This window comes from Herbinix hemicellulosilytica, from assembly GCF_002904165.1.
GTDB classification, from domain to species: domain Bacteria; phylum Bacillota; class Clostridia; order Lachnospirales; family Lachnospiraceae; genus Mobilitalea; species Mobilitalea hemicellulosilytica.
On sequence record NZ_CVTD020000029.1, the window covers coordinates 61743 to 86557 of the forward strand.

22 protein-coding genes and 1 pseudogene are annotated in these 24815 nt (G+C 31.6%); 19 read left to right on the forward strand and 4 right to left on the reverse strand.

Annotation, left to right across the window (positions count from 1 at the left end; translation table 11 throughout):
• The 9 genes and pseudogenes from HHT355_RS13175 (at position 1) to HHT355_RS13220 (ending at position 10819) form a co-directional block, all read left to right on the forward strand.
• Positions 1 to 1239, forward strand: a complete 1239-nt coding sequence (locus HHT355_RS13175) for an AAA family ATPase (RefSeq protein ID WP_103203902.1) — start codon at positions 1 to 3, stop codon at positions 1237 to 1239.
• A 64-nt stretch (positions 1240 to 1303) separates the two neighbouring features.
• Positions 1304 to 2104, forward strand: a complete 801-nt coding sequence (locus tag HHT355_RS13180) for an endonuclease/exonuclease/phosphatase family protein (protein WP_103203903.1) — start codon at positions 1304 to 1306, stop codon at positions 2102 to 2104.
• A gap of 1748 nt (positions 2105 to 3852) precedes the next feature.
• A complete protein-coding gene (locus tag HHT355_RS13185) occupies positions 3853 to 4845 on the forward strand; it encodes a TnsD family Tn7-like transposition protein (protein ID WP_278320061.1) in 993 nt (330 codons plus the stop codon).
• A gap of 172 nt (positions 4846 to 5017) precedes the next feature.
• Positions 5018 to 5471 (forward strand): annotated as a pseudogene (locus tag HHT355_RS13990) (STM3941 family protein).
• A 1259-nt stretch (positions 5472 to 6730) separates the two neighbouring features.
• A complete protein-coding gene (locus HHT355_RS13200) occupies positions 6731 to 6943 on the forward strand; it encodes a hypothetical protein (protein WP_073027609.1) in 213 nt (70 codons plus the stop codon).
• Positions 6944 to 7338: 395 nt separating this feature from the next.
• A complete protein-coding gene (locus tag HHT355_RS13205) occupies positions 7339 to 8004 on the forward strand; it encodes a hypothetical protein (protein WP_103203907.1) in 666 nt (221 codons plus the stop codon).
• Positions 8005 to 8862: 858 nt separating this feature from the next.
• Entirely contained in the window at positions 8863 to 9705 is an 843-nt protein-coding gene (locus HHT355_RS13210) for a ParA family protein (protein WP_103203908.1), read from the forward strand.
• A 1-nt stretch (position 9706) separates the two neighbouring features.
• On the forward strand, positions 9707 to 10108 hold the full coding sequence (locus HHT355_RS13215) for a hypothetical protein (RefSeq protein ID WP_103203909.1): 402 nt from the start codon (positions 9707 to 9709) through the stop codon (positions 10106 to 10108).
• Positions 10109 to 10114: 6 nt separating this feature from the next.
• The gene (locus HHT355_RS13220) at positions 10115 to 10819 is read left to right on the forward strand and encodes a hypothetical protein (RefSeq protein WP_103203910.1); all 705 of its coding nucleotides are present in this window, start codon (positions 10115 to 10117) and stop codon (positions 10817 to 10819) included.
• A gap of 368 nt (positions 10820 to 11187) precedes the next feature.
• Here the strand turns inward: HHT355_RS13220 and HHT355_RS13225 are convergent, their stop codons facing one another.
• The gene (locus tag HHT355_RS13225) at positions 11188 to 11748 is read right to left on the reverse strand and encodes a Uma2 family endonuclease (RefSeq protein WP_103203911.1); all 561 of its coding nucleotides are present in this window, start codon (positions 11746 to 11748) and stop codon (positions 11188 to 11190) included.
• 167 nt (positions 11749 to 11915) lie between these two features.
• On the opposite strand from HHT355_RS13225, the gene HHT355_RS13230 reads away from it, so the two are divergent.
• Entirely contained in the window at positions 11916 to 12260 is a 345-nt protein-coding gene (locus HHT355_RS13230) for a hypothetical protein (protein ID WP_103203912.1), read from the forward strand.
• 59 nt (positions 12261 to 12319) lie between these two features.
• On the opposite strand, the gene HHT355_RS13235 is transcribed toward HHT355_RS13230, so the two are convergent.
• Entirely contained in the window at positions 12320 to 12727 is a 408-nt protein-coding gene (locus HHT355_RS13235; RefSeq protein ID WP_103203913.1) for a four helix bundle protein, read from the reverse strand.
• 524 nt (positions 12728 to 13251) lie between these two features.
• Here HHT355_RS13235 and HHT355_RS13240 point away from each other — a divergent pair.
• Entirely contained in the window at positions 13252 to 14163 is a 912-nt protein-coding gene (locus HHT355_RS13240) for a ParM/StbA family protein (protein WP_103203914.1), read from the forward strand.
• Positions 14164 to 14167: 4 nt separating this feature from the next.
• Entirely contained in the window at positions 14168 to 14458 is a 291-nt protein-coding gene (locus tag HHT355_RS13245; RefSeq protein ID WP_103203915.1) for a hypothetical protein, read from the forward strand.
• Between the two features lie 734 nt (positions 14459 to 15192).
• Here the strand turns inward: HHT355_RS13245 and HHT355_RS13250 are convergent.
• Positions 15193 to 15480, reverse strand: coding sequence for a hypothetical protein (locus HHT355_RS13250; protein ID WP_034843675.1), 288 nt, complete (start codon positions 15478 to 15480; stop codon positions 15193 to 15195).
• 84 nt (positions 15481 to 15564) lie between these two features.
• A complete protein-coding gene (locus HHT355_RS13255; protein ID WP_158245976.1) occupies positions 15565 to 17535 on the reverse strand; it encodes a CHC2 zinc finger domain-containing protein in 1971 nt (656 codons plus the stop codon).
• A gap of 410 nt (positions 17536 to 17945) precedes the next feature.
• Here HHT355_RS13255 and HHT355_RS13260 point away from each other — a divergent pair, with 410 nt between their 5' ends.
• The 7 genes from HHT355_RS13260 to brxC all read left to right on the forward strand — a co-directional run bounded on the left by HHT355_RS13260 (position 17946) and on the right by brxC (position 24807).
• Positions 17946 to 18239 (forward strand): stage V sporulation protein S, encoded by a 294-nt coding sequence (locus tag HHT355_RS13260; RefSeq protein WP_242967691.1) that lies wholly within the window; start codon positions 17946 to 17948, stop codon positions 18237 to 18239.
• A 27-nt stretch (positions 18240 to 18266) separates the two neighbouring features.
• Entirely contained in the window at positions 18267 to 18491 is a 225-nt protein-coding gene (locus HHT355_RS13265; protein ID WP_103203917.1) for a SymE family type I addiction module toxin, read from the forward strand.
• 136 nt (positions 18492 to 18627) lie between these two features.
• Positions 18628 to 18867: a hypothetical protein gene (locus HHT355_RS13270; RefSeq protein ID WP_103203918.1), complete on the forward strand. Its 240-nt coding sequence runs from the start codon at positions 18628 to 18630 to the stop codon at positions 18865 to 18867.
• 132 nt (positions 18868 to 18999) lie between these two features.
• Positions 19000 to 19818, forward strand: coding sequence for an HNH endonuclease signature motif containing protein (locus HHT355_RS13275; RefSeq protein WP_242967692.1), 819 nt, complete (start codon positions 19000 to 19002; stop codon positions 19816 to 19818).
• A gap of 201 nt (positions 19819 to 20019) precedes the next feature.
• Positions 20020 to 20625, forward strand: coding sequence for a DUF1819 family protein (locus tag HHT355_RS13280; RefSeq protein WP_103203919.1), 606 nt, complete (start codon positions 20020 to 20022; stop codon positions 20623 to 20625).
• Entirely contained in the window at positions 20626 to 21210 is a 585-nt protein-coding gene (locus tag HHT355_RS13285) for a DUF1788 domain-containing protein (protein ID WP_103203920.1), read from the forward strand.
• A gap of 36 nt (positions 21211 to 21246) precedes the next feature.
• Complete coding sequence (gene brxC / locus HHT355_RS13290) at positions 21247 to 24807, forward strand: BREX system P-loop protein BrxC (RefSeq protein ID WP_103203921.1); 3561 nt, start codon at positions 21247 to 21249, stop codon at positions 24805 to 24807.
• Positions 24808 to 24815: the final 8 nt, after the last annotated feature.

Consider the following 24815-nt stretch of genomic DNA (forward strand, 5'->3'; position numbering starts at 1 on the left):
GTGAAGGAAGAGATTCTTAAGATAATTACAGATTATTATTTGAATTCTGGGGATTTTAATGGATTCCCGTTATATAATTTTGATAAAAACTATACTGATTTGATTTGTCAGTTAATTGATGAAGATAAAGTAGAGGTATTATCTTCAGCATTTGTTATAAACCCACATATAAAAGCCTTGAAACTAAATATTGATAAAGAAGACCAGAAAAGAGAAGTTATTAATAATGGAGATTCAGTTGTTTTATATCCAACAGAAAAATATTTAAAAGAATTAAATATTAATAGCGAAAAACCTTTTACAAAAATGCTTTTAGATGGGCAAGAACAATTGAAAATATTATTTTTTGATATAGAAATCTTAGAAACATATTTTCAAGACCCAAGATATAAAGTATTTTGGCATGATTATAGAGGAAGTATTGTTGTTTCTGACGAATTTTATGGTGAGGACTTAGAAAGCGAATATATAAAGGATTTTGGATTAGGTTATCACAAAGAAAAATTATATGAAGAAAGGGTAGTTGGAGTTTTTTTAGGAGACTTAGCAGAACTTTCACTTAATGCGCAACTCAAATGGAAAGTAAATTATTTGGAGAATCAACAAGATTATTTAATAAATGAAGGTTTTTATAAGAACTTAATTTTAGGAGAATGGGTAGATGAAGTGTCAATTTATGATGCTATTCTTGATGAAATGATAGTTATAAATAAGATGTGTGAAAATATGGGCATTCCACATTTATTTAATAAAACATATAAGCCACACACATTCGAAAAACCAGAAGATTATAGGATAATGTTTCTTCCGACACTTAAAAATTATTATAGTTTTATATTGGCACTTGAAAAAATAATTATACATAATATTAATTATAAAACTTTTACAACAACTGCTAAATATATTAAACCAGTAGAACGAAAAGATGATAAGGGAAATTTAAAGCACAGTTTGAATATGATGTCGGAATGGTTAAAGCAAAATATTAGAACTAATGAAGATATCGATGAACTGATTATAAATCCTCTAAAGTCCATTAGAAAAATTAGACAGGTTCCTGCACATGAGATATATTCTAATCAATATGACAAATTATTATATAAAAAGCAAAATGAAATGATAATTGAAACATATAAAGCAATAAGAAGTATAAGATTATTTTTTGCTAACTATCCAGGAAATAAGGAAATAGAGATACCTGAATATCTCATTACAGGTGAAAAAATAAGGATATATTGATAAAGTCTAATGAAATGGGACAAAAGGAGAAGAAAATTTATGTATAGATTACAGAGGTTATCCTATGAATGAAATAATAAGTTATAGTTTTTTAGAATGGAATATTCAAGGTGCGGGTGGATTAAGTGGTTATACAATACAAAAATTTGTTGCTGACACTATTATTCAAAAGAATAAAGATATCGTTGTTTTAGTTGAGTTTTATATTGGTTATAACTTTGATTATATTAGACAACGTTTGCAAAACAATTATTTTGTATTTATATCTCCATTTTTATATGAGCATAATCAAGTGCTTATTGCTTTAAATAGGAGTAAATTTGAAGAGAGTGATATACTTAAAATTGTTACTGCTAATCCATTAGATATAAAACGTCCAGAATATCTGCAACTTGATATCAAAACAAAACAAGAAAAAGTATTCTCAATTATAGGTGCAAGAATTAAGACACAAGGCTCTGAAGAGGATAGAGTAGAACAGTTTAAATTCTTAAACGAACAAATTGAGTCAATTGATAGAGTAATCTGTGTTGGCAATTTTAATTTAACTAGTACGCATACTAAAAAGTATTTAACAGCAGCAGAAGTATATGGACCAAGAACTCTTGATGATAAAAGATGGAGTTTTGTACATAAAGATTATGGTAAAGTGGGAATTGATTTAGTTGTTGCAAAAAATATTGAAATACCTAAAGAAATGGAAGATGATTTGAGTAAGAAAGAGAATTACAAAATGTACGCTATATATGATTGGGGCTTTGTTAATGCTAAGAACGGTTATAAAAATCTAACATCTAGCGATTATCTTCCTAAGTTTACAAGTATGCCTAATCATGCAATATTAATAGGTAATTTTAAGATTTAATTTAAATAAAAAACTTGAACCTTTTTACTTATCCCTTTATTCCTGCATCTATGTCTACATCAAATAAACTCCTTTCATTTTTCAAATGTTTGAGAAGGAGTAAATAAAGTACTTTTAGGAAACATGGTTTATTAGGGAGAAGAAAAGCCCAGTAGGCCATGTTTTTTGTTTAGAAGTTTTAAGGGATAAGGAACAAGGAATAAGGTTAAAAGCCAGATAAATCAATGGATTAGAAGATTAAATGGAATTGAAAATGGAAGGGAAAATGGACAAAATCCCCCCTTAATCCTCCCCCCTTAACCCTTTTCTCTAAAAGCACTTTATTTTCATTTTTTGCCCTAAAAATTGAGGAATGAAAGGACTTTAGGAAGTAAGGAATAAGGAAAAAGGAATTAAATGGGGAATTGGAAGAGAATAACAAGCCAGTGTTTTCAAGGGTTTGAGGGCTGTCTATAAAAGGACTTTATTTGAAAAGGGAAAGAAGTTTGTTTGAGGTGCATATTTGCTGTCCCCATCAAATAAACTCCTATCATTTTGCAAATTCTTTTTAAAATGCAAATAAAGTTCTTTTAGGAAACATGGTTTATTAGGGATAAGGAAATACCCTGTAGGCCATGTTTTTTTATTAGGAATTTTAAGGTGAAAAGGAATAAGGGATAAGGTTTAAATTCAGTAAAATCAATGGATTGAGAGATTGAATGGAAGTAAAAATGGACAGGAGAAATGGACATAATTCTCCTTAAACCTTCCTCCTTAATCCTAAATCCTATAACAACTTTATTTTCATTTTTTCCATTGAAAAATCAAAAATGCAACTACTTTAAATTGTGAAAAACAAAAATGGAGTAAATAAACGGATAATTGGAAGAGAATAACAAGCCAGTATTTTCAAGGGTTTGAGGGGGATTTGTGAAAGGAGTTTATTTGAAAAAGGAAAGAAGTTTGTTTGAGGTGCATATAGTTAGGATTGAGGAAAAAGGGGTAAGGAAATAGGAAAAAATTTTGAAAGAATTTAGGCCATAATTAGTTGTTGTAAAAATAAAATAAAGTAGTTGTAGTGAAAGGAATAATGAATCAGGGAAAGTATTGATAATACAAGGTTTAGATAAGGTTTTAGGATAAAGGTATATGGTATTTAAAGGTAATTTGTGAAAGCAATTTATTTACTTTTTCTATACGACATAGGCCTTTTTTTCTGTTTCAAAAAATAGCATGGTTAAAATTGTAAGAAACAAAAAAGTCCTTTTATCGCAGAAAAGTAGTTGCAAAAAGAAAATAAAGTTCTTGTATTAGGATTTTACTCACATTTTATGAAACAAGAATGGGGATAAATCATATGAAATACAAGGGAAATGGGGATAAAAGGGTAAAGGGATAAGGACATTATTTACTTTTTATAATAACTTGGCATATTTTTTCTGTTTCAGAAATGATGAAGAAGAAATTTTAGAAAAAGAAAAGACATTTTTACGGATGTTAAAGTTCTTTTATAATAAAAATAAAGTTGTGGTATCAGAAGGTAAAAGGGGCAAGGGGAAATATTGAAAATACGGGGTTTGGTAAGATTTTAAGGTATAAAAATATTGGAAATTGTAGGGAGTTTATGCAATGACTTTATTTGCATTTACTATAGAACATGCTCTGCTTTTTCTGTTTCAAAAGTCATATAGATTATAATTTAGAAACAAAAAATATTTTTACTAGAAAGGAAAGTCATATTAAAATGAAAATAAAGTTATTGTCTGGTACTGGCAAGGTTTTTAGGTATAGGAGCAGATGAACTTTTTATAAAAGAGTTAAATAACAGACCTTTCGGAGAAGGACCCTGGGTTTGCCTAAATCCTGCCGACGACCACTTACTTGAGCCTGTAGTGGAAAACCTGTTGATAAAGTACCGCCGCAGAAATAAAAATGTGAATGGATTTTTCTCCTGTTCCTGCGGGTTTGAGTATATGAAAACAGTGACAAAGGAGCAAGGTGAAAGAGGTAAGGGGCAACGCAGGTTTGTCAGGGTTGTAAAGTATGGACCTTTGTGGGAGGCTAAGGTTCGGGAATTGCTTGAAAGCGGCATGAGCATTCAGGAAGTTGCAGCGAGACTTAATGCGGATATTAAAACTGTGAAAAGGTACGCTTTTAAAAAGGAGCAAGGGAAAAGTGGAAAGACAGCAGAGGAAAAGGGCATCAGTTCTGCGGAGTTTGAAATCAAGAAACGGTTTCACAGGGAAAAATGGCTTCAGATAGTCAGGGAAAATCCAGATAAAGGTAGGCTTGAGTTGCGTCGGCTGGCCAAATATACCTGTGTCTGGCTATGTAAAAATGACAGGGAGTGGTGGGAGAAAAACATTCCCGCAAAGAAATATGTTCAGGCTTACAGCAATGTTGATTGGGAGGCAAGGGATGAAGAAATTCTTAAATGTGTAAGGCAAACTGTTCAAAATATATTAGAAAGTGATGAAAAGCCTCAGAGAATCAGCCTGCGATTAATTAAAACCATGTCAGGGCTTAAGAGTTTTGACTTTCAACTGGATAAATTGCCATTGACCAAGGCATTCATCAATTCTGTTATAGAGACGCCTATAGATTTGCACAAGAGGCGGATACAGTGGGCAATCAGGAGGTTGAAGGAGGAAGGAAAAGAGTTTGGAGTTTATACAATTGTGGATATGATTGGAGTAGGGAACAGGTATAGGAAGCAGGTGATGGAGGAGGTTAAAAGAGTGCTGGAGGATATGGGTTTATAAGAATTGTAATATTTGGATGATTTATTAAAATACATATGATATAATTGAAAAAACACATTTGTTTGATATTGTGAATATGGTTTAATAATTTGGGAGGGATGAATAAATGAATGAGATTATAATTAAACAAAGCAAGGTTAAATCAATAGGCTTGATAATATTAGGAATTGTTATGTTGCTCGCATGCGTCTTTGTTTTAGCATTTGGAACAATTCACAAGAATATAGTTTACATAATAATCGGAATAATAGGAATGGGTTTTTTTGTTCCTTGTGAGATATATTCTGTTAAAAGAGCATTAAATCCTAAACCATTATTGGTGATTACAGAAGATGGTATCACTGATATCAACTGCAAGTAGTGTAGGATTTATTGCTTGGAATGAAATTGAATCTATTTCTGTTATAAGAGTTTTCACACAAAGAGTTATAGCAATTGCTGTTTATGATATAGATAAATTATTGCACAGAATTTCTCCCGCAAAGCAAAAAGTAATAAAAGCAAACTTGAAATTAAATTATCCCCCTATTGCGATATCGATAAATACAGCAGATGTGAATTTTAATGAAGTATTATCTATAATCCAGAGCAAATTAAATGAGCGTAATCTTAGGGTCAATAATTAAACAATATTTTTATATTTTGCGTCAAGCAGTTGGATATTTGAAGCAAACAATCTCTGGAAACAGAAAAGAGATAAAATTGAACCAGCCATATAGAATAGTTTCTTGTGAGAGAGATTTAAACGTTCAAGCCAATGTGAAGGAAGTAGAGAAGAGAATAAGAGATAAGTATTAAGAAAAATCAGTAATATAGGAAAATTTTAAAAAGTTATACTATGCTTTTATGGTCGAATGTGATATTAAGAAAGAAATATGGAGAATTGCACCACATGATGGGCTTTATTTCTTAAATAAATATAAAAATAAGTAATATACAGTCTTTATATCTTGCAGTAAAAGTTGCTGCAATATCAACACTATTTTTAGATACAAGCCCATTTTTAAGAACGACTTTATTTTCATTTTGGAACGACTTATGAGTTATTTGATTCAAAAAACAAAACAATAAGAAAATAGCGTAAAAAATTAAGCACATACGATAAAGTCGTTCCGTATTATTAACATAAAGCATATTTAAGTGTGTTTATCTGCATTTTTACAGCCTGTAACCCTGAATTCCTGATATCATATAAGTCTTTAAATACTGGTATTTCAAGGTTTATATCACGGTGAAGTCATGGAATGACTTTATTTTTATTTTGGAACGACTTAACCTAATTTTATCAAAAACCTTAACCCTTACCCCCTAAATCCTTAGTCCTATCTATGTGAATATAAAATAAACTCATTCCAACCTCATCCCCGCAAACCCGCATGGTTAATAGGTGGGATAAAATAGATGAAAATAGAGATGTTCCTTTTTTAGAGAGAAGGGGTAAGGGAAAAGGGATATAGGGGAGAATGGGGAAATAATAAAAAACTTGCATGATAAGTGGATTATAAAGGATTCATTTATTAAAAAGGTGGCTATTCTCGTCCTTTAAAACTTGCTCCTTGCACCTGTTCCAATGGAACGACTTTATTTGCAAGGGAACGAGTTTATTTGATGTTTACACAGAAGGCAGGATTAAGGGGTAAGGGGAAAGGAATAAGGGTAAAGAAAACATTATTGATATCTGACATGGGAATATATAGGTTATGGTCGAAAGTACGGAAGAAATTTAGGCAAGAAGAAATAAAATTGTGGATTTATTGACAAATTTATACTTTTAATATACAATCTATAGTAGGATATACATTCTTAATGACTTATATATAGACTCACTTCGTTTGCTTCATATGAATATATCAACTACTATTCTTTTTAGAAAGGAGGCAGAATAATGCCATACTACTATGTTAATAACGACCAAACCAGAAATCCTGGTTTACATCATGAAGTACATACTGAGGAACATGCGAATGAACTGAATATTTCAAACAAAACATATCTAGGTTATTTTGCTAATTGTGTGGGTGCTGTAGAGAAAGCAAAAGAAATTTACAGTGACGCTGATGGATGCGCAACTTGTTGTCCACTATGTCATAAAGGATAAACTATATTATTTAATAACAAGTTTTTTAAAATATTTTAGAGAAGGAAATGTTATATTTTCAGGATTAGGCGGAAAAGGTGGGGCGTTTAGGAGTTAAGAAAAGAGATAAGAGTAAAAGGATGGAGAACGGCTGGAATTAGGAAGGAGTATCAAGAAAATATAGAAATAGAATTAGAGAATTTAATTGGTCAGAATAAATACTTTAGATAAAGGCTGGATGCTTATTTACATAAAACGTTCAGCCTTTTTATATTAGTTGAAGTATTTGAAATATTAACATTTTGATATGCAATATAAAGGAAATTTTATATTTTTGACGAAATATATAGTATAAGGATTATTTATAAAATGATATGGTACATTTTATAATTTTTTTAATTTGAAGGAGCGTTGCGATGAATAAATATAATATAATAAATGGAAAGAAAAAAAGAAGAATTGATGCAATTATAAAAAACAAGAAAAAGGAAATTTTGATTAATTATTTTTTCTCACCTTCCTTTTTTTACATGGTGATATTTGCTAGTATGCATTATTTTTTCGATATGGATTCAATATTTTTGAACACATTTGGAGTAGTAATTATTGACATTGTGGCGAGTTTTATTTATTACATTATGTATTTACAGCAAGTAAGGAGAGATGAAATTAATATTTATTATGAGAATAAAAAGAACAAGCCGTTTATGGTGCCGTTGATAAATAAAAGTATTGGTGAGTATGAAACTATTGCGGCATTTAAAATTATTCTATTTCTTATTCTATCAATATTTGTTTGTATATATTATGTTATTTTTGCTTATATATTGAAAAGTATCGAGTTTATGAGTGCTAGTAATGCTTTTGAATATGCTATGTTTTTAATTTCTATAGCGTATTTTGACGTATTTTGGGAAGGTGGTGTGAAAAAAATTAATTATAATTTTAAAAGAATTCGTTGTTTAACAAAGGAGGACAAGATATATAAAAAGATTTTCTTTTATATTTTACTTTTTGCTGTAGCAATGTATCAACTTTACACTTTTATATCTGATATTAATTTTGCACTGAAATTTCTATAAAAAATAAATTGCAAATTTATAGAGTCGATGGAAGATAATTTTAGATTTACTTTCTGTCGCGCCATCCTTAAAAACGAATTAAGGTAAGTCGAAAGGGCTATCTTTTACATAGATAGATTAATATAATAAAATCATTTATCTATATGATATATCTTTAAAATTATAAGAAAGAGGTACAGATGGAATTTAATAAAAATGAAAAAGGTTCTTTTAAAATGCATTAAAAATAATACTTAACCTTATTTCTTTGCCCCTTAGCACATAACCCTACTATGTATAACCCAAAAAAACTCGTGTCACGAATAAAAAAGTCGTGTTAAAAATAAAAAAGTTGTGTTAAGAATCATGGTGAAAATAGGGTAGAAAACCTTATTAAGTTTAAAGGATTAAGGGGTAAGGTATAAGGTATAAGGATGAAAGCATTGGATTTATTGGATTTGAACGGAGTATTGATAAAAGATATTGATAAAAACTTTTCACTTTTCCCTTGAACCTTATCCCTATTCTTGACACGACTTTTTTATCAGAAATAGGATTAAAATAGGGAAATATTGGGTGAGAGGAGCAAAGAAATAGGGTGATTTTTGACATAACTTTTTTATCTGGAAAGAATTAGGGAAAATAGGTTAAGACAAGAAGCAGCAAGAATTTGAGGGGCGAAATGAGTTTTTTATTTATATGCATCAAAGCATTATACAATAATGGATTTAGACCAAAAGAATTTTTAGAATAAAGATGAAATACTCTAAGATAAAAAGAGACGATAATAAAAATTGAGAAAAATTTAAAAGTATTGGCTTTTTTTTCTAAAGTGGTATAATTAAAGTGAATCATAATTTCTTATCGGGGGAAATATGTATGTGCAGAAATAATGTTATATCATTTATGAATATGAAGGGTGGGGTTGGTAAGTCGACCCTTTGTGTTAACATTGCTCACTGTTTATCAAAACATTTTAATAAAAGAATATTGTTAATAGATTTAGACCCTCAGTTTAATGCAACACAATACCTGGTTCCACAGGATAAGTATGTATCAGAGATTTATGAACAAAACAAAACTATTTATAATATTTTTCGAGAAAGGAAGGTTAAACCAAGCCTTGTTGATGGTGATATTGAAGTTGATGAAGCGAATCTTCAAGGATTAGAGTATAAAATTAATGAAAATCTATTCTTAATTCCTGGAGACCTACAGATGGTTAATGTTGAGAAAAGCAATGTATTAGGTAGAGAACATAAGTTGACAAAATATATTGAAAATAATAATCTTAAAGCAATTTATGATTTTATTTTTATTGATTGCCCGCCTACTCAATCTATTTATACTTTATCTGCATTTTATGCAAGCAACTATTATATAATGCCTGTAAAGCCAGACTTTTTGTCAACATTAGGCATAAACCTATTTAGAAATGCAATAAAGGAATATAATGAGGAGTTTCCACATAAAATTAATTGTTTAGGAATGATTTTTACTTTAGCACAAGAACATACAAACCACGGAAGTGCTAAAATGCAAGAAATTAGAGAAAAATATAAATTCCATATTTTTAATAATTATATTAGTCATTCTATCAAAGTTCCTGAAAATGCTGAACGTAATATATGTTTATATGATATTGCTGATTTTAAACAAAACATTATAGATTTATCTCAAGAATTTTTAGATGTATATTATGACGAAAATGGAGGGAGATAGAATGAATAAAAAAATTGAAGAGGTTTTTGACCTATTAAATGTATTTAATAAAAAATATAATATTTATAACTGCCAAATTGAAAATTCTACTTTCTACTATAATACAATGATTTCTTGTATATCTGAATTAATTTTGTGTAAGTCTGTATTTAAAAAGAATAAGGATTTAGTTGAGTTTTTATCCAAAATATTTGGATTTAGTTTTCCAGAGTATGTTACTAAGAACAAGACGCTTATATTAGGGAGAACTATTAGGTACTTTTCAGAGTTAGAAGATATTGAAGAGATTAAAAATGCTCTAAATAAACTATATGAGGTTATATCGAAAATAGTGAATGATGGTTATGATAAGACTCAATTGACCTGGCAAGAGGTAATAGATTCAATTGATTTAAGTAGGTGAGATGGATTGTTAGCCAAAAGAGAAATTCAGAGTGATTTTGATGAAATGTACAAACTTCTTATGGAGTATGATTACAAAGCAAGGATATCAGATGAATTAATTAAGGAATATCTGAAGTCAATACATAAGGCATCGTATATTTTCTGTATATGGAAAATAAATTTTGAGAAAGTAAGTTTAGACTATACTTATATTGATGAAATTGTATCTACATTTATACAGATAATTTATACGACTGTATATAGAGATGTAAAAATTCTATATATGTTGTATAGAAATATTATCGATAATTTTATCAAAGTATGTAAGGATAGATTAAGTATCACTTGTAAGTATACTTTGGAAGCCTTCGAGATAATATTGGACAAGGATGAAATTAAGGATAATAGAATATTAGATGACTCATTTCGAAAAATACTTAATCTCTATAAGGTTAGTTGTGGTTATGTACATTCACAAGATGAGAAGTTTTTGAGTTTTAATGAAGGAATAAAAAACTACAATTTAAATAACAAAGAGGACTTGAAGAGAAGTGTCAAAGAGTTTTATAATCTAATAAAGAATATTAATTATATATTTATTTTTCTTTATGAAGAGATTTACGATAAGGAGTTTACCCCTGAGGAAAAGCAATTAATTCATTTCTTCTGTAATAGAGAAGATTTAAGAGAAATTTTCTATATTAAATATGGTGTAAGATATAATAAGTAGGTACATGAGGTAGTAGAGCGTATGGTTAAATTGATGGCTTGGTACATAATACTTGCTGTATAAACCCTAAGAAACTCGTGTCACGAATAAAAAATCATATCAAAAAAAGTTGTGTTAGAAATAATAATGTTATGTCAAAAATATATAATAAAATCATGTTATATATAAGTAAATATAAATAACAAATTCTAAAATCTCGCAGTAGATGCAAGTGTCTTAGCAAAAAACTTCTTCATAGCAAAAGAAGGTTCTTCAACGGAGCAGGAAATCGGCATTAATATCTTTCCTTATATTATACTACAATAATTGTTAAAGTAGTCATTTTGGCAAAAGAAGCGTCATTCATCAGGGGCTTTATGAATTAGGTCTTATCGTTCTGAAAAAATTTCTTCTAGGTGAATCTCAAGTTTATCAAAACTTTCAGATACTGCACAATCAGCGCCTTTGTAAATAGCAGCCTGTTTGTACTCATCTTCTTCTAATACATATACCTCGACTGTTTCAAGTTCTGGATTTACCATCCAATATTCTTTTATGCCAAATTCCATATAAGTAATATACTTTCTTATTCTGTCATGGGTTTGATTAGATGTGGAAATTATTTCAATAACTAGGACTGGTACACCCTCATATGCGTTTTCCATTAATCCAGTTTTATCACAAATAACTATTAAATCAGGTTGAACTTTTACTTCGGTAGTTTTTCCTTCACTTTTCAGCCAAACATCTAGTGGAGAGATAAATACTTCACAGGGTTTATCCCTAAAATAATTCCTGAATTCTGCCGCAATATTTAATAAAACCCGCTGGTGTCCTACTGACGGAGATTCAAGGTAAACTACTTCACCATCAAAATATTCTAATCTATGTTCGTTTTCTTTATCCATCTGCAAAAACTCTTCAAAGTTTACTATTTTTGTTTTAGGCATATCTTAGCCTCCCTTCAAATACCAATTTTACGATATTCTATGTAGATATAATACCATATTTCTTTGTTAATTTATTAAATTTAACATTGAAAAATTTTATTTCATAACTGGACTCTTGTCATGCCCATTTTGGTCCGATACAATAAGTAAAAACGGGGTGATGATTAATGAAGGTGGTAAGATGTAATAGTGCTTATGCTCTTAGCGAGGATGAAGTTTGTGAAAGTAATAAGTATAATTTTAAAGTAACAGTTGTTCAAAATATTATTTATGTCTATTCAATTCTTGATTTATGGTTGATACAGAAAGTTGGGGTTAAAAAATTTTACCTTTATCATCAGAATAAAAAATTCGGTAACAAGAATTATCACTTTCAGCAGGAATTTAATAATCTGAATGATACTTTTGAGTACATTCACAGGCATGATGAGTATGTTTTGAAAATGAAATGGACATTACCTGCAGGGATAAAAAATGCGTATAGGAAGGCTAGGAGGAGGGGTAAGGCATAAAGATTAAGGCATAAAGGATTAAGGCTCAAAGGGAAGCAACCTTAACCCTTGTTATACCATTATTTGGAGTCACTAAAATCTGAATCATTACCTATCTCCAGTTTCAACCTTTTTATGTAACCATAGAGCATTTTGATAATCTCAATCAACTTTTCATCTAGAGCATCATACTGTTCCTTATGTATATAGCCATTTTGATAGGCAGTAAGAAGATGATTCCTACATTCTCCTGCACTGCCAAGTGCGCTGTTGGCGTGGAAGAGTTCTCTTTTAATAAATAATTGAGTATTTCCTTCGGCAATATTTGCCCCAATACTACGGCTGGCTCTAATTAATTGGTCTGTAAGCCTATATTGTTCATAACTTGGAAACCCTTTAACCAATTCCCCTATCTCCTGCTCAAGACTATTTGCCTTCTGCCAAACCTTGAGAGTCTTAAAATCCTTTACTACTAAACTTTCACTCATAAAGTTCATCCTTTCAAATTTGATTTTCCACATTATACGGATTGTTAGGGATAAGTCAAATTCTGATAGAAAAATTTTTGTAAAGTAATTACTGAAGGGCAAAAGGGTTAAGGAAATAAATAATGCATAATTAATCCTTAGTCCATTACACCTTAGAACTAATATCCTAACATGGTTTTTGTCGCTTAAAAATCCATATAAATGCTGTAGCGCTAGAGGGTCGAGGGATTTTACTAAATACATATATAATAAGAAAAGGTATAAGAGGAAAGGGAAAAGGATTTAGGGAAAAGATGATAAAACACTTGAAAATGTATTTAGTAATTTTATATAAAATAATCGCCCATTAATAAAAAGGTATTTTACTAAATTATAATCAAATACCTCCGTTACAATAAATTTGTTTGCTTACCTAATTTGATAGGTAAGCAATTTTTTTGTAAAAATACTTGAAATTATAAAAAGTGATTAAATATAAAGAACTATAACGAACTTAAATTTATTAAAGAAATGGAGGAATTTTCATGGAGGATAAGATTATCTTAGGATTAGACAATGGAAATGCTTATACTAAAAGCAGTGAGGGTTTTAGTTGTCAGTCGGGCTTTACAAAATCTGATGTAGAGCCTATTGCAAAACAAAATCTGCTTATATATCAAGGTATTTATTACAGCATAGGTAATAACAGAGCGAGCGTTCAATTAGATAAGACTCAGACTCAGGATGCTTTTATAATATCTTTGGCTGCAATAGCAGATGCAATTAACAAGGCAGGAATAGAACAGAAAGCAGATGTATTTTTAGGTGTGGGGCTTCCTATCATTCACTACGGTAAAATGAAAGCAAAATTCAGAGAGTATTTTTTGTGTAATAATATTAATTTCAACTATTTAGGAATAGACTATACAATTAGCATTAAAGATTGCAGAGTCTATCCCCAGGGTTATGCTGCATTTATTAATATTTTTAAAGATTATAAAGATATTGCTTTGGCAAATGTGATTGACATTGGTGGCTATACTACAGATTTTTTCATAGTAGAAAACGGGATAATTAACACTGCAACCTGCTATTCACTACCGAACGGTACAATCACATTGTTTGCATCCATACAACAGGAATTATTAAAAATAAATATTAATCTGACAGAAAAGCAGATACAGGATATTATCTTAGGTAAGCAGCCAGTTTTATTTGATGCAGATATAAATAAAATGATAGAAATAAAAGCAAAGGAATATGTAGAAAATTTGCTGACAAAGATTTTAGAATACGGTTTTGAATTCAGGAATCCGACAATAGTTGCTGGTGGCGGGGGTATGATGTTAAGAAAATATATAGAATCATCGGACAAGATAAGGTATATTGAAAACCTTGACCAGTTTGCAAATGCCAAAGGTTTTAAAATCCTATTAGAGCAAGAACTAAGAAGGTGATTTTATGGCAACAAAACGGATAAACCTCTCTTTTTCTATGGATAGGGAAGACGATGCCAGGGTATATAACATACTTTCTGCACAAAAATATAAAACAGATTATGTAATTAAGGCAGTGTTAAGTTATATAGGAGAAAGGGATAAGGGTTTTGATAAGGAAATAGTTAAACAGGCTGTGAAAGAAGCGATAGCGGAATGTGGAGGAATTACCATAGAAAACAAGGGAAAAGAGAATGATAGTTGCATACAACATGAATTGCCTGACGATATATTTGATATGTTTGACAATCTATAGACTTTAACCTTTACAAGCAGTGAAGTTTAAGACTTCCTGCTTTTTTCTTGTATAAAAGTATAGGTGGAGAGACATTGAATAAGCCATAAATTACCTTAGGTTAAGCCTTATTCCTCCTTGCCCCTTTCTCCTAATTCCTTATTCTATAATACACAGTCCCAAAAAGAACTGGAATAAAAAGTTAGGAACTAAAAGGAACTATAATTCGAGGATAATTAAAATTAAAGATAGACTCTTTACAAATAATTTTAAGATATGCTATATTTAAAATGCATTCTGGGAAATGTAGTTGGTAAATAGGCAAAATAGGGGAAGAGGTTGCTTTGCTGCAGTTTCTTCCCCTATTTTGTTTTAATATAAAGTAATTTTTTCCTCAGGAGTATAATAGAAGCGTAAAACTCGATTTTAGAAATGGTTTCCTTATAAGAAAGTTAGTAAGATGAATTATTAGAAATCAAGCATTTTATAACAGAAAAAGAGCAAATGCGTAGGTTTTGTATAGGCAAAAGGTTCAGAAACGATTTTTGAGGATTAAAGGTTAAAAAGTGATTCTAAAACTGAAAAAGGCAGGTGTAAGGGAATTATAGGTTAAAGGGGATAGGAGTCTTGGAATTCGTAACTATATAATATGATAGTAACTATTAAAAATATTGTTTTTTCTTACCCATTATCTTATTAAGAATCTATAGAAAAAAGGCTTCCCATCGATAAAACTGGAAAGCCTTGAAAGATAATTAGTCGGTTAGCCATTTATCCAGGTAATCAATCATTTCGCTTATGTTGGGGTATTTTTCTTTAAACTGTTCAGGAGTCAATTCTGGTATTTTTTCAGAAAGTTTATTTATTAAATATTTTAATTCGCCCAGCAAGTCTTTTTCGCTGTCGCAGTTGTATTCATAGACGGTTACTAGAATATCAAAGCAATAGTCCAAATTTTGATACGGAACAGAATCTTTACCAAAAGTCTTATCAACAGTTTCTAATAAATTAGCAACTTCTGATTTTAGATGCTTATTCTTCATAAAGCACCATCTCCTTTCCAAAGTTTTATGGCATTATAGGAAAGGATAAAAATAAAAGTCAAATATTTTTACAATAAATTTATTCTAAAATGGCATATCTTCAGGTTCAACCAGGATTGGTTTAAAATCTTCGTCTACTAAAGTTGGTGGTGTAAATTTTTCGGGAGAAAAATATTCATCAAGTTCAAACGGAATGCCATTTATTATCTTACCCACTATATTGATAATTTGTTCTCTTGTACATTTCTCATCAATTTCTTTAATTGTATCTATATCAAATTTCTGCTTAAGACGGTACAACTGGGCATCTGAAATGTTCATAAAATAGTATTCGGTTTTTTGTGATGTATCCGTTTTACATAACTCTACTTCATTACGAGAAGGAGGGGTTATATGGGTTGTGCCGGCCGGCTCAAAAACATTATCTTTTGTATTGTCATTAGAGTTGTTTGTTTTAAGTTCAAGGATAGACGTAATATTTTTTATCTGTTTTAGTTCTTTAATATCAATGCCGTTTTGCTGGCTTAATTTTTTAAGGAGATTAACCTTTGCAATTTCTTCTTCTATGTCCCTGGGGTCAATAGAAAATACTTCAGAATCAGTGTAATATCCAGAGTTCAAAAGAATATTTAGATGTTCTTCTGAGGCAGGCGAGAAAACATAACCATTCTTTTCCCACAGGTCAATTAACATTTGCAGTTGGTTATCATCCTGGATTGCAACAGCAACATCCGTCAAATCCTTTCCTTGCCCGGGAAAGGTGCGGACAATTTTTATTTTTCTAAATCCACTGTTCCATAACTTATAGGCTATTTGGATGCTATTACACTGTCCGATGTTATTATTATCATTATCAAAAAAGAGCAGTACTTCAATTTCACAGCCAAAATAGTGTTTTAACAGATTTATTTGTTCGTCAGTCAGGTTAGATTGACCGGGGGAAACGGCATTAATATATCCTAAGGATATCAGTTTCAGGCAGTCGGCAACACCTTCAGTAATCCATAATTTAGTTACTTTATTGTTTTTAATTTCAAACAGATTAAACAAAAACTGGCCTATGGAAAAAGATTTTATACCGTAATACTGATATCCATTGTCTTTAGTTTTGAGTTCACCATAATCAAGAATATTTGAATACTTCCCCCATTGTTTACTTTTGCCTTCTTCTTTTTTGTATAAGACGTGTCTACAATGAAGCCCTACTATTATGCCTGAGTTATGGTCTTTGAATGGGAATATTACTCTATCACTAAGCCCATAAAAATTAGGATGAGTAAGTTTGCTTTGGTTTTGTCTGTCAAAATAAATAAGTCCATATTTTTCTATAGTACCGCCAGAAATATAATACTTTTTATGCATGAAATCCTGCAATTTATCAATTGAATTGAACTGTTCTTTATTTAATAAAATTTCGTGCAGCAATATACTGTTTTTTGCGTCTTCTATTGCTTGTGCATAAACATTAAGTTCAGTATCTTTCTTCGAAGATGGCTCAATTGAAGATTCTTTTTTGTTAATTACAATAGAATTATCTGGTTTTCTCGCAACTGTATTAACCAGTGGAGTAGATTCCCGGGGTAATACCGAGATATCATAATAATCCTTAATGTTTAAACTTTTTGTTGCCTCATATCTTTTTAAAACTTTCTGCTTTATTTTTTCTTTATAATCACTTATTGAGTTAAAAGTAAGATTTAAATGAGCAAAATTTATTGCGGCAAATATTTTTGCTTCATTAAGAGCATTTGAAGTGAATCCCTGCATCAGCGCAATAAACTTTAAGTAAGTTCCACTGGTTTTGCAGGCAAAGCATGTAAAACTTTTTTCGTTATCGTTAAATATAAACTCAGTTTTATTGGAGGCACCTTGGTGAAAAGGACAAACACATCGCCAGTGTCCATATTGATTAGTTGCATTCAGGTTGAAAAATCTAACTAAATTTTCCCCAGTTATATGAGGTGATATATAAGTATTTTCTATTTCATTTAGGTAGTTATAAAGTTGTCCCATTTCATATTTGATTTTATTTTCAATAATTTCATTGATATTCATTGCCATCATCCTTTCGTAGAAATTTATCATCTAATTATAAAGTAACACATAAAAATCAAACACCGTTTGGCGGTGTATTTAATGATGATGGCATTATATTTAGAAATAAAATAAAATCAAATTTTTAGATAAAAATTTTTCATAAATTGTAACAAAAATTTAATAAAAAAAAGAGCCGTGAAAATTTGACAAAAAGTTTTTGGGCTTTATAATAACTCATGTAATGAAGTATTAAACATGTACTTCATTACGAGAAGGAGAGGTTAACCAAATTCCTTCCTTCCGTAATGAAGTATAGGTTTGAAGTATTTTAAATAATACTTCATTACATAAATGTAAGAAACCAAGAAACTTGAAATTATGAGAAATCCCTTCCTATAATGCTTGAAACATTAAGGAGGGATTTTATATTGGGTATACAGGTATTAAAGGTTTCAGGAAATGGTAATATAAACGCTATTGCTGATACAATTAATAAATACGTAGTTGAGGATGGCATTGTCCATATTGATGCAATAGGAATAAAGGCAACATATACGACAGTGAAAGCCCTTATACAAGTGGTTGAATCTCTGGTGAATAAAGGTTATAGGTTTAATTTGAGGCCATATTACGTTAAGGTAAACACAGGGGGAAATGATATACAGTCAATTAGTAAGACTGCCATTCGGTGGACATTGATTGCTAAGGAAAAAAGCATTTAATCTTGCAGCAACTACAGAGGTGTTAAAATGCAAAAACGTATTCTAAGTGTTTATTATAGTTATACAGGAGATAAGGAAGTGCCTCAAATAAGGCTGCAAGGCAAATGGCTTAAGAAACTTGGGTTTGAAACAGGGAAGAAGATAGTTGTTTTAGCAGAGAATGGAGTTTTAGAAATAAGGCTTACTTCTGATAAAAATAATGTTAGTTTAGTTAAAAAAGATAATAATAAGTTCTCTAAGAAGAGTTGTTAAAGATACAATATGTAACGGAGCAGGTTAACACCTGCCTTAATTGTACCCACGGTATTTATAAGATTAAATTTATTGCACTTTGAGACATTATTTGTATTCTATTATCACTGCTTAAACAATAAAGCAGTGATTTTTCTTGTTTAAGGGTGAAGATAAAATTGACTACAACATTAATAGCGCAAAGTTGTTGGAGATAAAAGAGTTAAAGGGATTTCAGAATGAGCCAGGGGTGTTGGAGTATCAGGTTAAAGTTGATTTTGATTTTAAAAAACTAATAACAGCAGATGATGGAGTCTGGCCAAGATTTGTTATATTGAAGAAGGAATCTGAAAAAGCGGCTGGAGGATTGACGGTGTTGGTACGGGACCGTGATTAGGGAGTATGTGATATAAAGTACATGCTTTTATAGCGTGCACTTTTGTTTTTATATCAAATTTAAAAGGATTTTATTCACAATTATCGAATAGAAAAGTAGAATAAACAGTTTAAAGGTATAAGGAATGATAGGATGTTTGATAACAACTGTTATGTATATAAAAAAGAAGTGGACTGGTCGGTACTGCAGCAGGGTGTAAGCATTCCAGTAACTATACAGATAGTTTTCCAAAATACTATAAATAAGTTTTTGCCAAGGGGCCAGTCTAAAGATATTTATCTGGTGTTGGAAGGACTGACTTATAAGGCGAGGCTTGTAAACCAGAAATTTGATGAGAGAAAGTATCCAAACAGAAAAGATATACTGCAAATAAGGTATCATCCTCAAAGTGAGATTGCCGAAAGACTTAGAAGCATTTTTGCTGCAAGTTACAGGTATATATTAGAGCAGAGAAATAGCCTGCCTGAAAACCAACGCAAGTTCACTAAAGTTCCTGTAGAAAAAAGGGAATATCTGGCTATATATACAACAGACTATCCAGATACGTATCTATTTGAATGTATTACGCAGGAGGATACAAGGATAGTAAAGGAAACAATGGTTAATGAAGATGAGCAGGAGTATGAAGCAAGTATTAACTATAAAACAGTTGACCCTGATGCTACTATTGCTATAGTGAATCAAATAGTAAAGATTCGTAAACTTAACAGGGCAATAGGGGAAACCTTGAAACTTCTTTATAATTATTGCTGCCAGATATGTGGAGAAAATATTAGTACAAGATATGGAGTCAATATTGTAAAGTCTCACCATATAGACCCATTTGTTGAATCCCTCAATAATAATGCAGAAAATCAGGTTATTATTTGTCCCAATCATCATCGGATTATTCATAGGGCAAGACCTGTTTTTGACAGGAGAAAATTAATTTTGTTTATCATAATGGAGTAGAGGAAAGGATTATATTAAACCAGCATTTGTAGGAATCAGGATTTGAATGGCTGTTTATTATTTTATTTTAAAGTTATAATCGTGATTATTAGACAATTTACAAGTCATATATATTACAATTTTATACTTAAGCCTGTACAATTTTTCAATTAATATGTATAATTAAAATATCGAAAAAGTGGACCAGAAAGAAGGAAAAGTATGGCTGAAGAGTTAGAATATAAATCCACAATTAAATCAAGACCGTTTCTTTTTAGGGAAACGAAAAAGGCTGCTGAACTTATAAATAAAGGGTTTAAGGAATTTGAGATAAAAGAAAAGGCAAAAAAAGATAACATATTTCAGGTAAACACAGAAACGCGCAGAAGTGAAATTGCGTCAATAGTGCTGCAGAGATTAAAGGCTATTGATGACTTTTTGATTGAAAAAATAGTAAACGGTGATATAGAAACGAGCAAGCAGATAGTTATCTACTCTATTATGAAGACTGATAGATTATTCTTTGAATTTATGTATGAGGTGTTTAGAGAAAAGATATTGCTTCGGGATTTAACATTGCAGGATAAGGATTTTAATCTATATTTTAATAGAAAGAAAGAGCAAAGCGAACGGGTGGCCTCATGGGATGACTACACCTTCTATAAATTGAAACAGGTATATATTCGTATCCTATTTGAGGCTGGTTTTATAAAAGGCCCAAAAAAGGACAGGGAAATTGTTAAGCCAATTCTTGAAGAAGAGGTTGTGCAGCATCTTAAAGAGATTGGAGACATAAAATACCTTAATGCACTGATGGGAGAGATATAAGTGAAAACTATTTATCAAAGGCTTGATGAAATCATACAGCGGATTACGAAAGAATCATTTAGAGAAAATACAGGACTTGGAAATGAAATAGGATACTATATATTTGATTATGAACCAAGATATGAAATGCTTGTGAGAGAGCATGTGCGTTTTCTTATACAGAAGATTAATGACGGAGACTATGGTTTTCACATAAAGGAATTTGACTTGTATGAAATAATGCTGGAACTTCTTGAGACAAAAGGTTATCTTGAGAAGAACTTTATGATGGAACAGGTAAAGGGTAGTGAATTTGTATTTAATGCTACTAAAAGAGCATTAAGGCTTACTGAGAAAGATGACCTTATTATTCAATATATAAGGGATAGGGTAGTAAAAGGAGACGTAGTATTTATAACCGGTGTGGGGAAGGTATGGCCGATTATACGCTCACATACGGTATTAAATAACCTTCATCAGGTTTTGGACGAAGTACCTGTAATTATGTTTTTCCCAGGAGTATATGATGGACTTGAACTGGTGCTTTTTGAAGAAATTAAGGATGACAACTATTATAGAGCATTTAAGTTGGTTGATAGATATTAGCGGAAGTTAGGCTCATAAAATGGGGAGGGATTAAACATGTTAATAAAAGATATGTTTAAAAAACCTATTGATAGAGATATCAAGGGTGTAATTAAGGTTGGTCAGGACGATGACAGCAATGTACAACAGGAACTTGAAGAATATGTTGTCACAAGGGAGTTGGCAAAGCATTTTGACACTTTCTTTGAAGCATACAAAAAAGGAATAGTAGGTACTACTGACAAAATGGGAGTGTGGATTTCTGGTTTCTTTGGAAGCGGTAAATCCCATTTTCTCAAAATACTTTCTTACCTTCTTGAGAACAGAGAAGTTGAAGGGAAAAGAGCAATTGAATATTTCAACGACAAGATACAAGACAATATGGTTCTAGCCGATATGAAACTGGCCGGGGATACTTCAGCCGATGTAATTCTATTTAACATAGATTCCAAGAGTGATTCCGATTCAAAAGCCAATAAAGATGCCATAGTAAAAGTATTTAATAAAGTATTTAATGAAATGCAGGGTTTTTGTGGCTCTATGCCTTGGATAGCGGACTTGGAAAGACAGATGGTAATAGATGGGGTTTATGAAGATTTTAAAAAGACCTTTAAAGATATATCAGGAAGAGAATGGGTAGATGCAAGGGAGGATTTCTATTATGAGGAAGATGCCATTGTAGAAGCCCTGTCTAAAAGTACCAAGATGAGTCCTGAGGCAGCCAGGAATTGGTATGCAAAAGCAGAAGAAAGTTACACTTTAAGCGTTGAAAAGTTTGCAAGACGAGTAAGGGAGTACATAGAAAGAAAAGGCAAGAATCATCATGTTATTTTCCTGGTAGATGAAATAGGACAATATATCGGAGACAATTCTCAACTGATGCTAAATCTTCAAACTGTTGTAGAAGATTTGGGAACCGAATGCGGTGGCAAAGCCTGGGTTATTGTGACAAGCCAGCAGGATATTGATTCTGTTACAAAAGTAAAAGGCAATGATTTTTCCAAGATTCAGGGCAGGTTCAATACCCGTCTTAGCCTTTCCAGTGCTAATGTTGACGAGGTAATCAGAAAAAGAATCCTTTTAAAAGAGGATGTAGCAAAGGATACATTAAAACTCCTTTATGAGAATAAAAATTCCATACTTAAAAACCTTATTACTTTCTCAGCAGATACTCCGGAGAAAAAGGTATATAAGGATAGTGAGGATTTTGCAGAATGCTATCCTTTTATTCCATATCAATTCAATCTTCTTCAGCAAGTGCTGACTTCTATAAGGATACATGGAGCCTCCGGTAAGCATCTGGCAGAAGGGGAGCGCTCCATGATTAGTTCCTTCCAGGAGTCTGCTATAAAATATATGAACAGTGAAGAAGGAACATTAATACCATTTTCAGCATTTTATGATACCATTGAAGCCTTCCTTGATTCCAATATCAGGACGGTTATTATCCATGCCCAGGAAAATGGCAATTTGAATGACTTTGATGTAGAACTTTTGAAAGTTCTCTTTATGATTAAATATGTTAAGGAGATACCTGCAAACATAGAGAATCTGGCTACTCTAATGGTATCTCATATAGACGAGGATAAGATAGACCTCAAAAAGAAAATAGAAGAATCTCTAAAAAGGCTGGTAAAGGAAACCCTTGTTCAAAAAAACGGAGACCAATATATTTTCCTTACCCATGAAGAGCAGGATATTAATAGGGAAATAAAGAACATTAGTGTGGATTTGGGAGAGGTAATTCAAAAAATTTCCGAAATCGTCTTTGAGGAAATCTATCCAGATAAGAAATATAAATATTCTTCAAGGTACAACTTTAGTTTTAACCAGGTTGTAGACGATAGATTTTTCAGGGGCAATCAGGGAAATGATATTGGTCTTAAAATTATTACCCCCTATTATGATACTGGAGTAGAACTTACGGATAATGAACTAAAACTAATGACTATGAGGGAAAATAATTTAATTGTTAAACTTCCCAATGATACTACTTTCCTTGACGAAATGGAAGAAGTATTGAAAATTGAAACTTTCCTGCGTAGGAAAGGAGGAACTTCCCTTACTCAGAAGATTGAAGAAATCAAGGATAGAAAAAGAAGGGAACTTGTTGAGCGCAAGGAAAGGGTAAAATTCCTTTTGACGGAGGCCATCAAGAATGCGGACATGTATGCCAATTCCCAAAGGCTTGAGATTAAGTCAAAGCACCCTGTTGACAGGATAAATGATGGTTTCAAGGTGCTTATTGAAGGAATTTATACGAAACTTGGCTATATTACTCACTTTACTACTACCAAAGACTTATACGATATATTTGCAGATAATGAACAGATTACATTAAATGGTGTTGAAGCCCCAAATAAACTGGCTCTTGATGAAATGGCAGGTTATATTGAGAGAAATACAACAAGAAGTATTCCTGTAACCATGAAAACAATCCTTGGCATATATGGAAAAGCCCCTTATGGATGGCTTGAGGAGGATATTGAATGGCTGGTTGCCAAACTGTTTAAGGCACAGGAAATAAAACTGCAATTAAACAGCCAGTACCTTGATGTTCAGGATAGGGAGATTGTCAAATATCTTACCAAGAGGGATTATGCCGACAGGCTTCTTATTGAAAAGAGGATAAAGGTACCTGCACACCAGATTAGCAATGCCAGAGAACTATGCAAAGAATTGTTTATTAGAACTGATGTCCCTTCTGACGAAGATGGACTTATGAGAAGATTTAAAGACCTGGCAAGGGATGAAATTGCAAAAATCAATGAATTGCTGGTTTATTACAAACAGTCCAAATATCCTGGACAGGATATTTTAGAGGAAGGAAAGAAAACATTAGAAAAGGTCTGCAAAATCAATGATGCAAAAGAATTTTATGATGAACTTCAAAGAGAGAAAGATGTACTTCTGGATTATGCTGATGATTCCGTAGATGTTAAGAAATTTTTTGACAGCAACCAGAAGGACTTCTTTGACAAGGCGGTTCACAAGATAAATGTATACAACAGCAACAAGACCTATGTATTGGATAAAGAAGTCATAGACCTGGTAGCACAAATGCAGAAAATTGTTGAAAGCCGTGAACCATATTCCGATATTCATAAATTGCCCGGCCTTATTGACAAGTTTGTGTCCAGGTTTACAGAACTGCTGGAAGAGGAGTGCAAACCTGTAAGACAGGTGATTGAGAGTGATTACAGCAAGGTTCTTGAGGAATTGGACAAGTACGAATTAAAACCTGTTCTTTTTGACAGGTTCAAAGGCAGATTCGATGACCTCTTAAACAGGTTGGAGCGTGCCAACAACTTCTATGAAGCCATTGCAATGAAAGAGGAAAGTGACAGGCTTAAACTAAGGTGCTTTGATGAAATTGCTGAGGAACTTGCAAAAAGGAAGCCTGCTGAACCTCCAATAACACCCGAAGAACCAGGCAAGCCAACAGTAATAAACGACCCGCCGAGAAAGTATAAGAAGACAGTAAACATCAGTATTGCCAACATCCTGCATGGCGCAAAAAGCATTGAGAGTGAATCGGACATAGAGGATGTAGTAAATGAAATAAGGAACAGGCTAAAAAGAGAGTTGAAAGACGACGTTATTATTAAACTTGTATGATGGAGGCA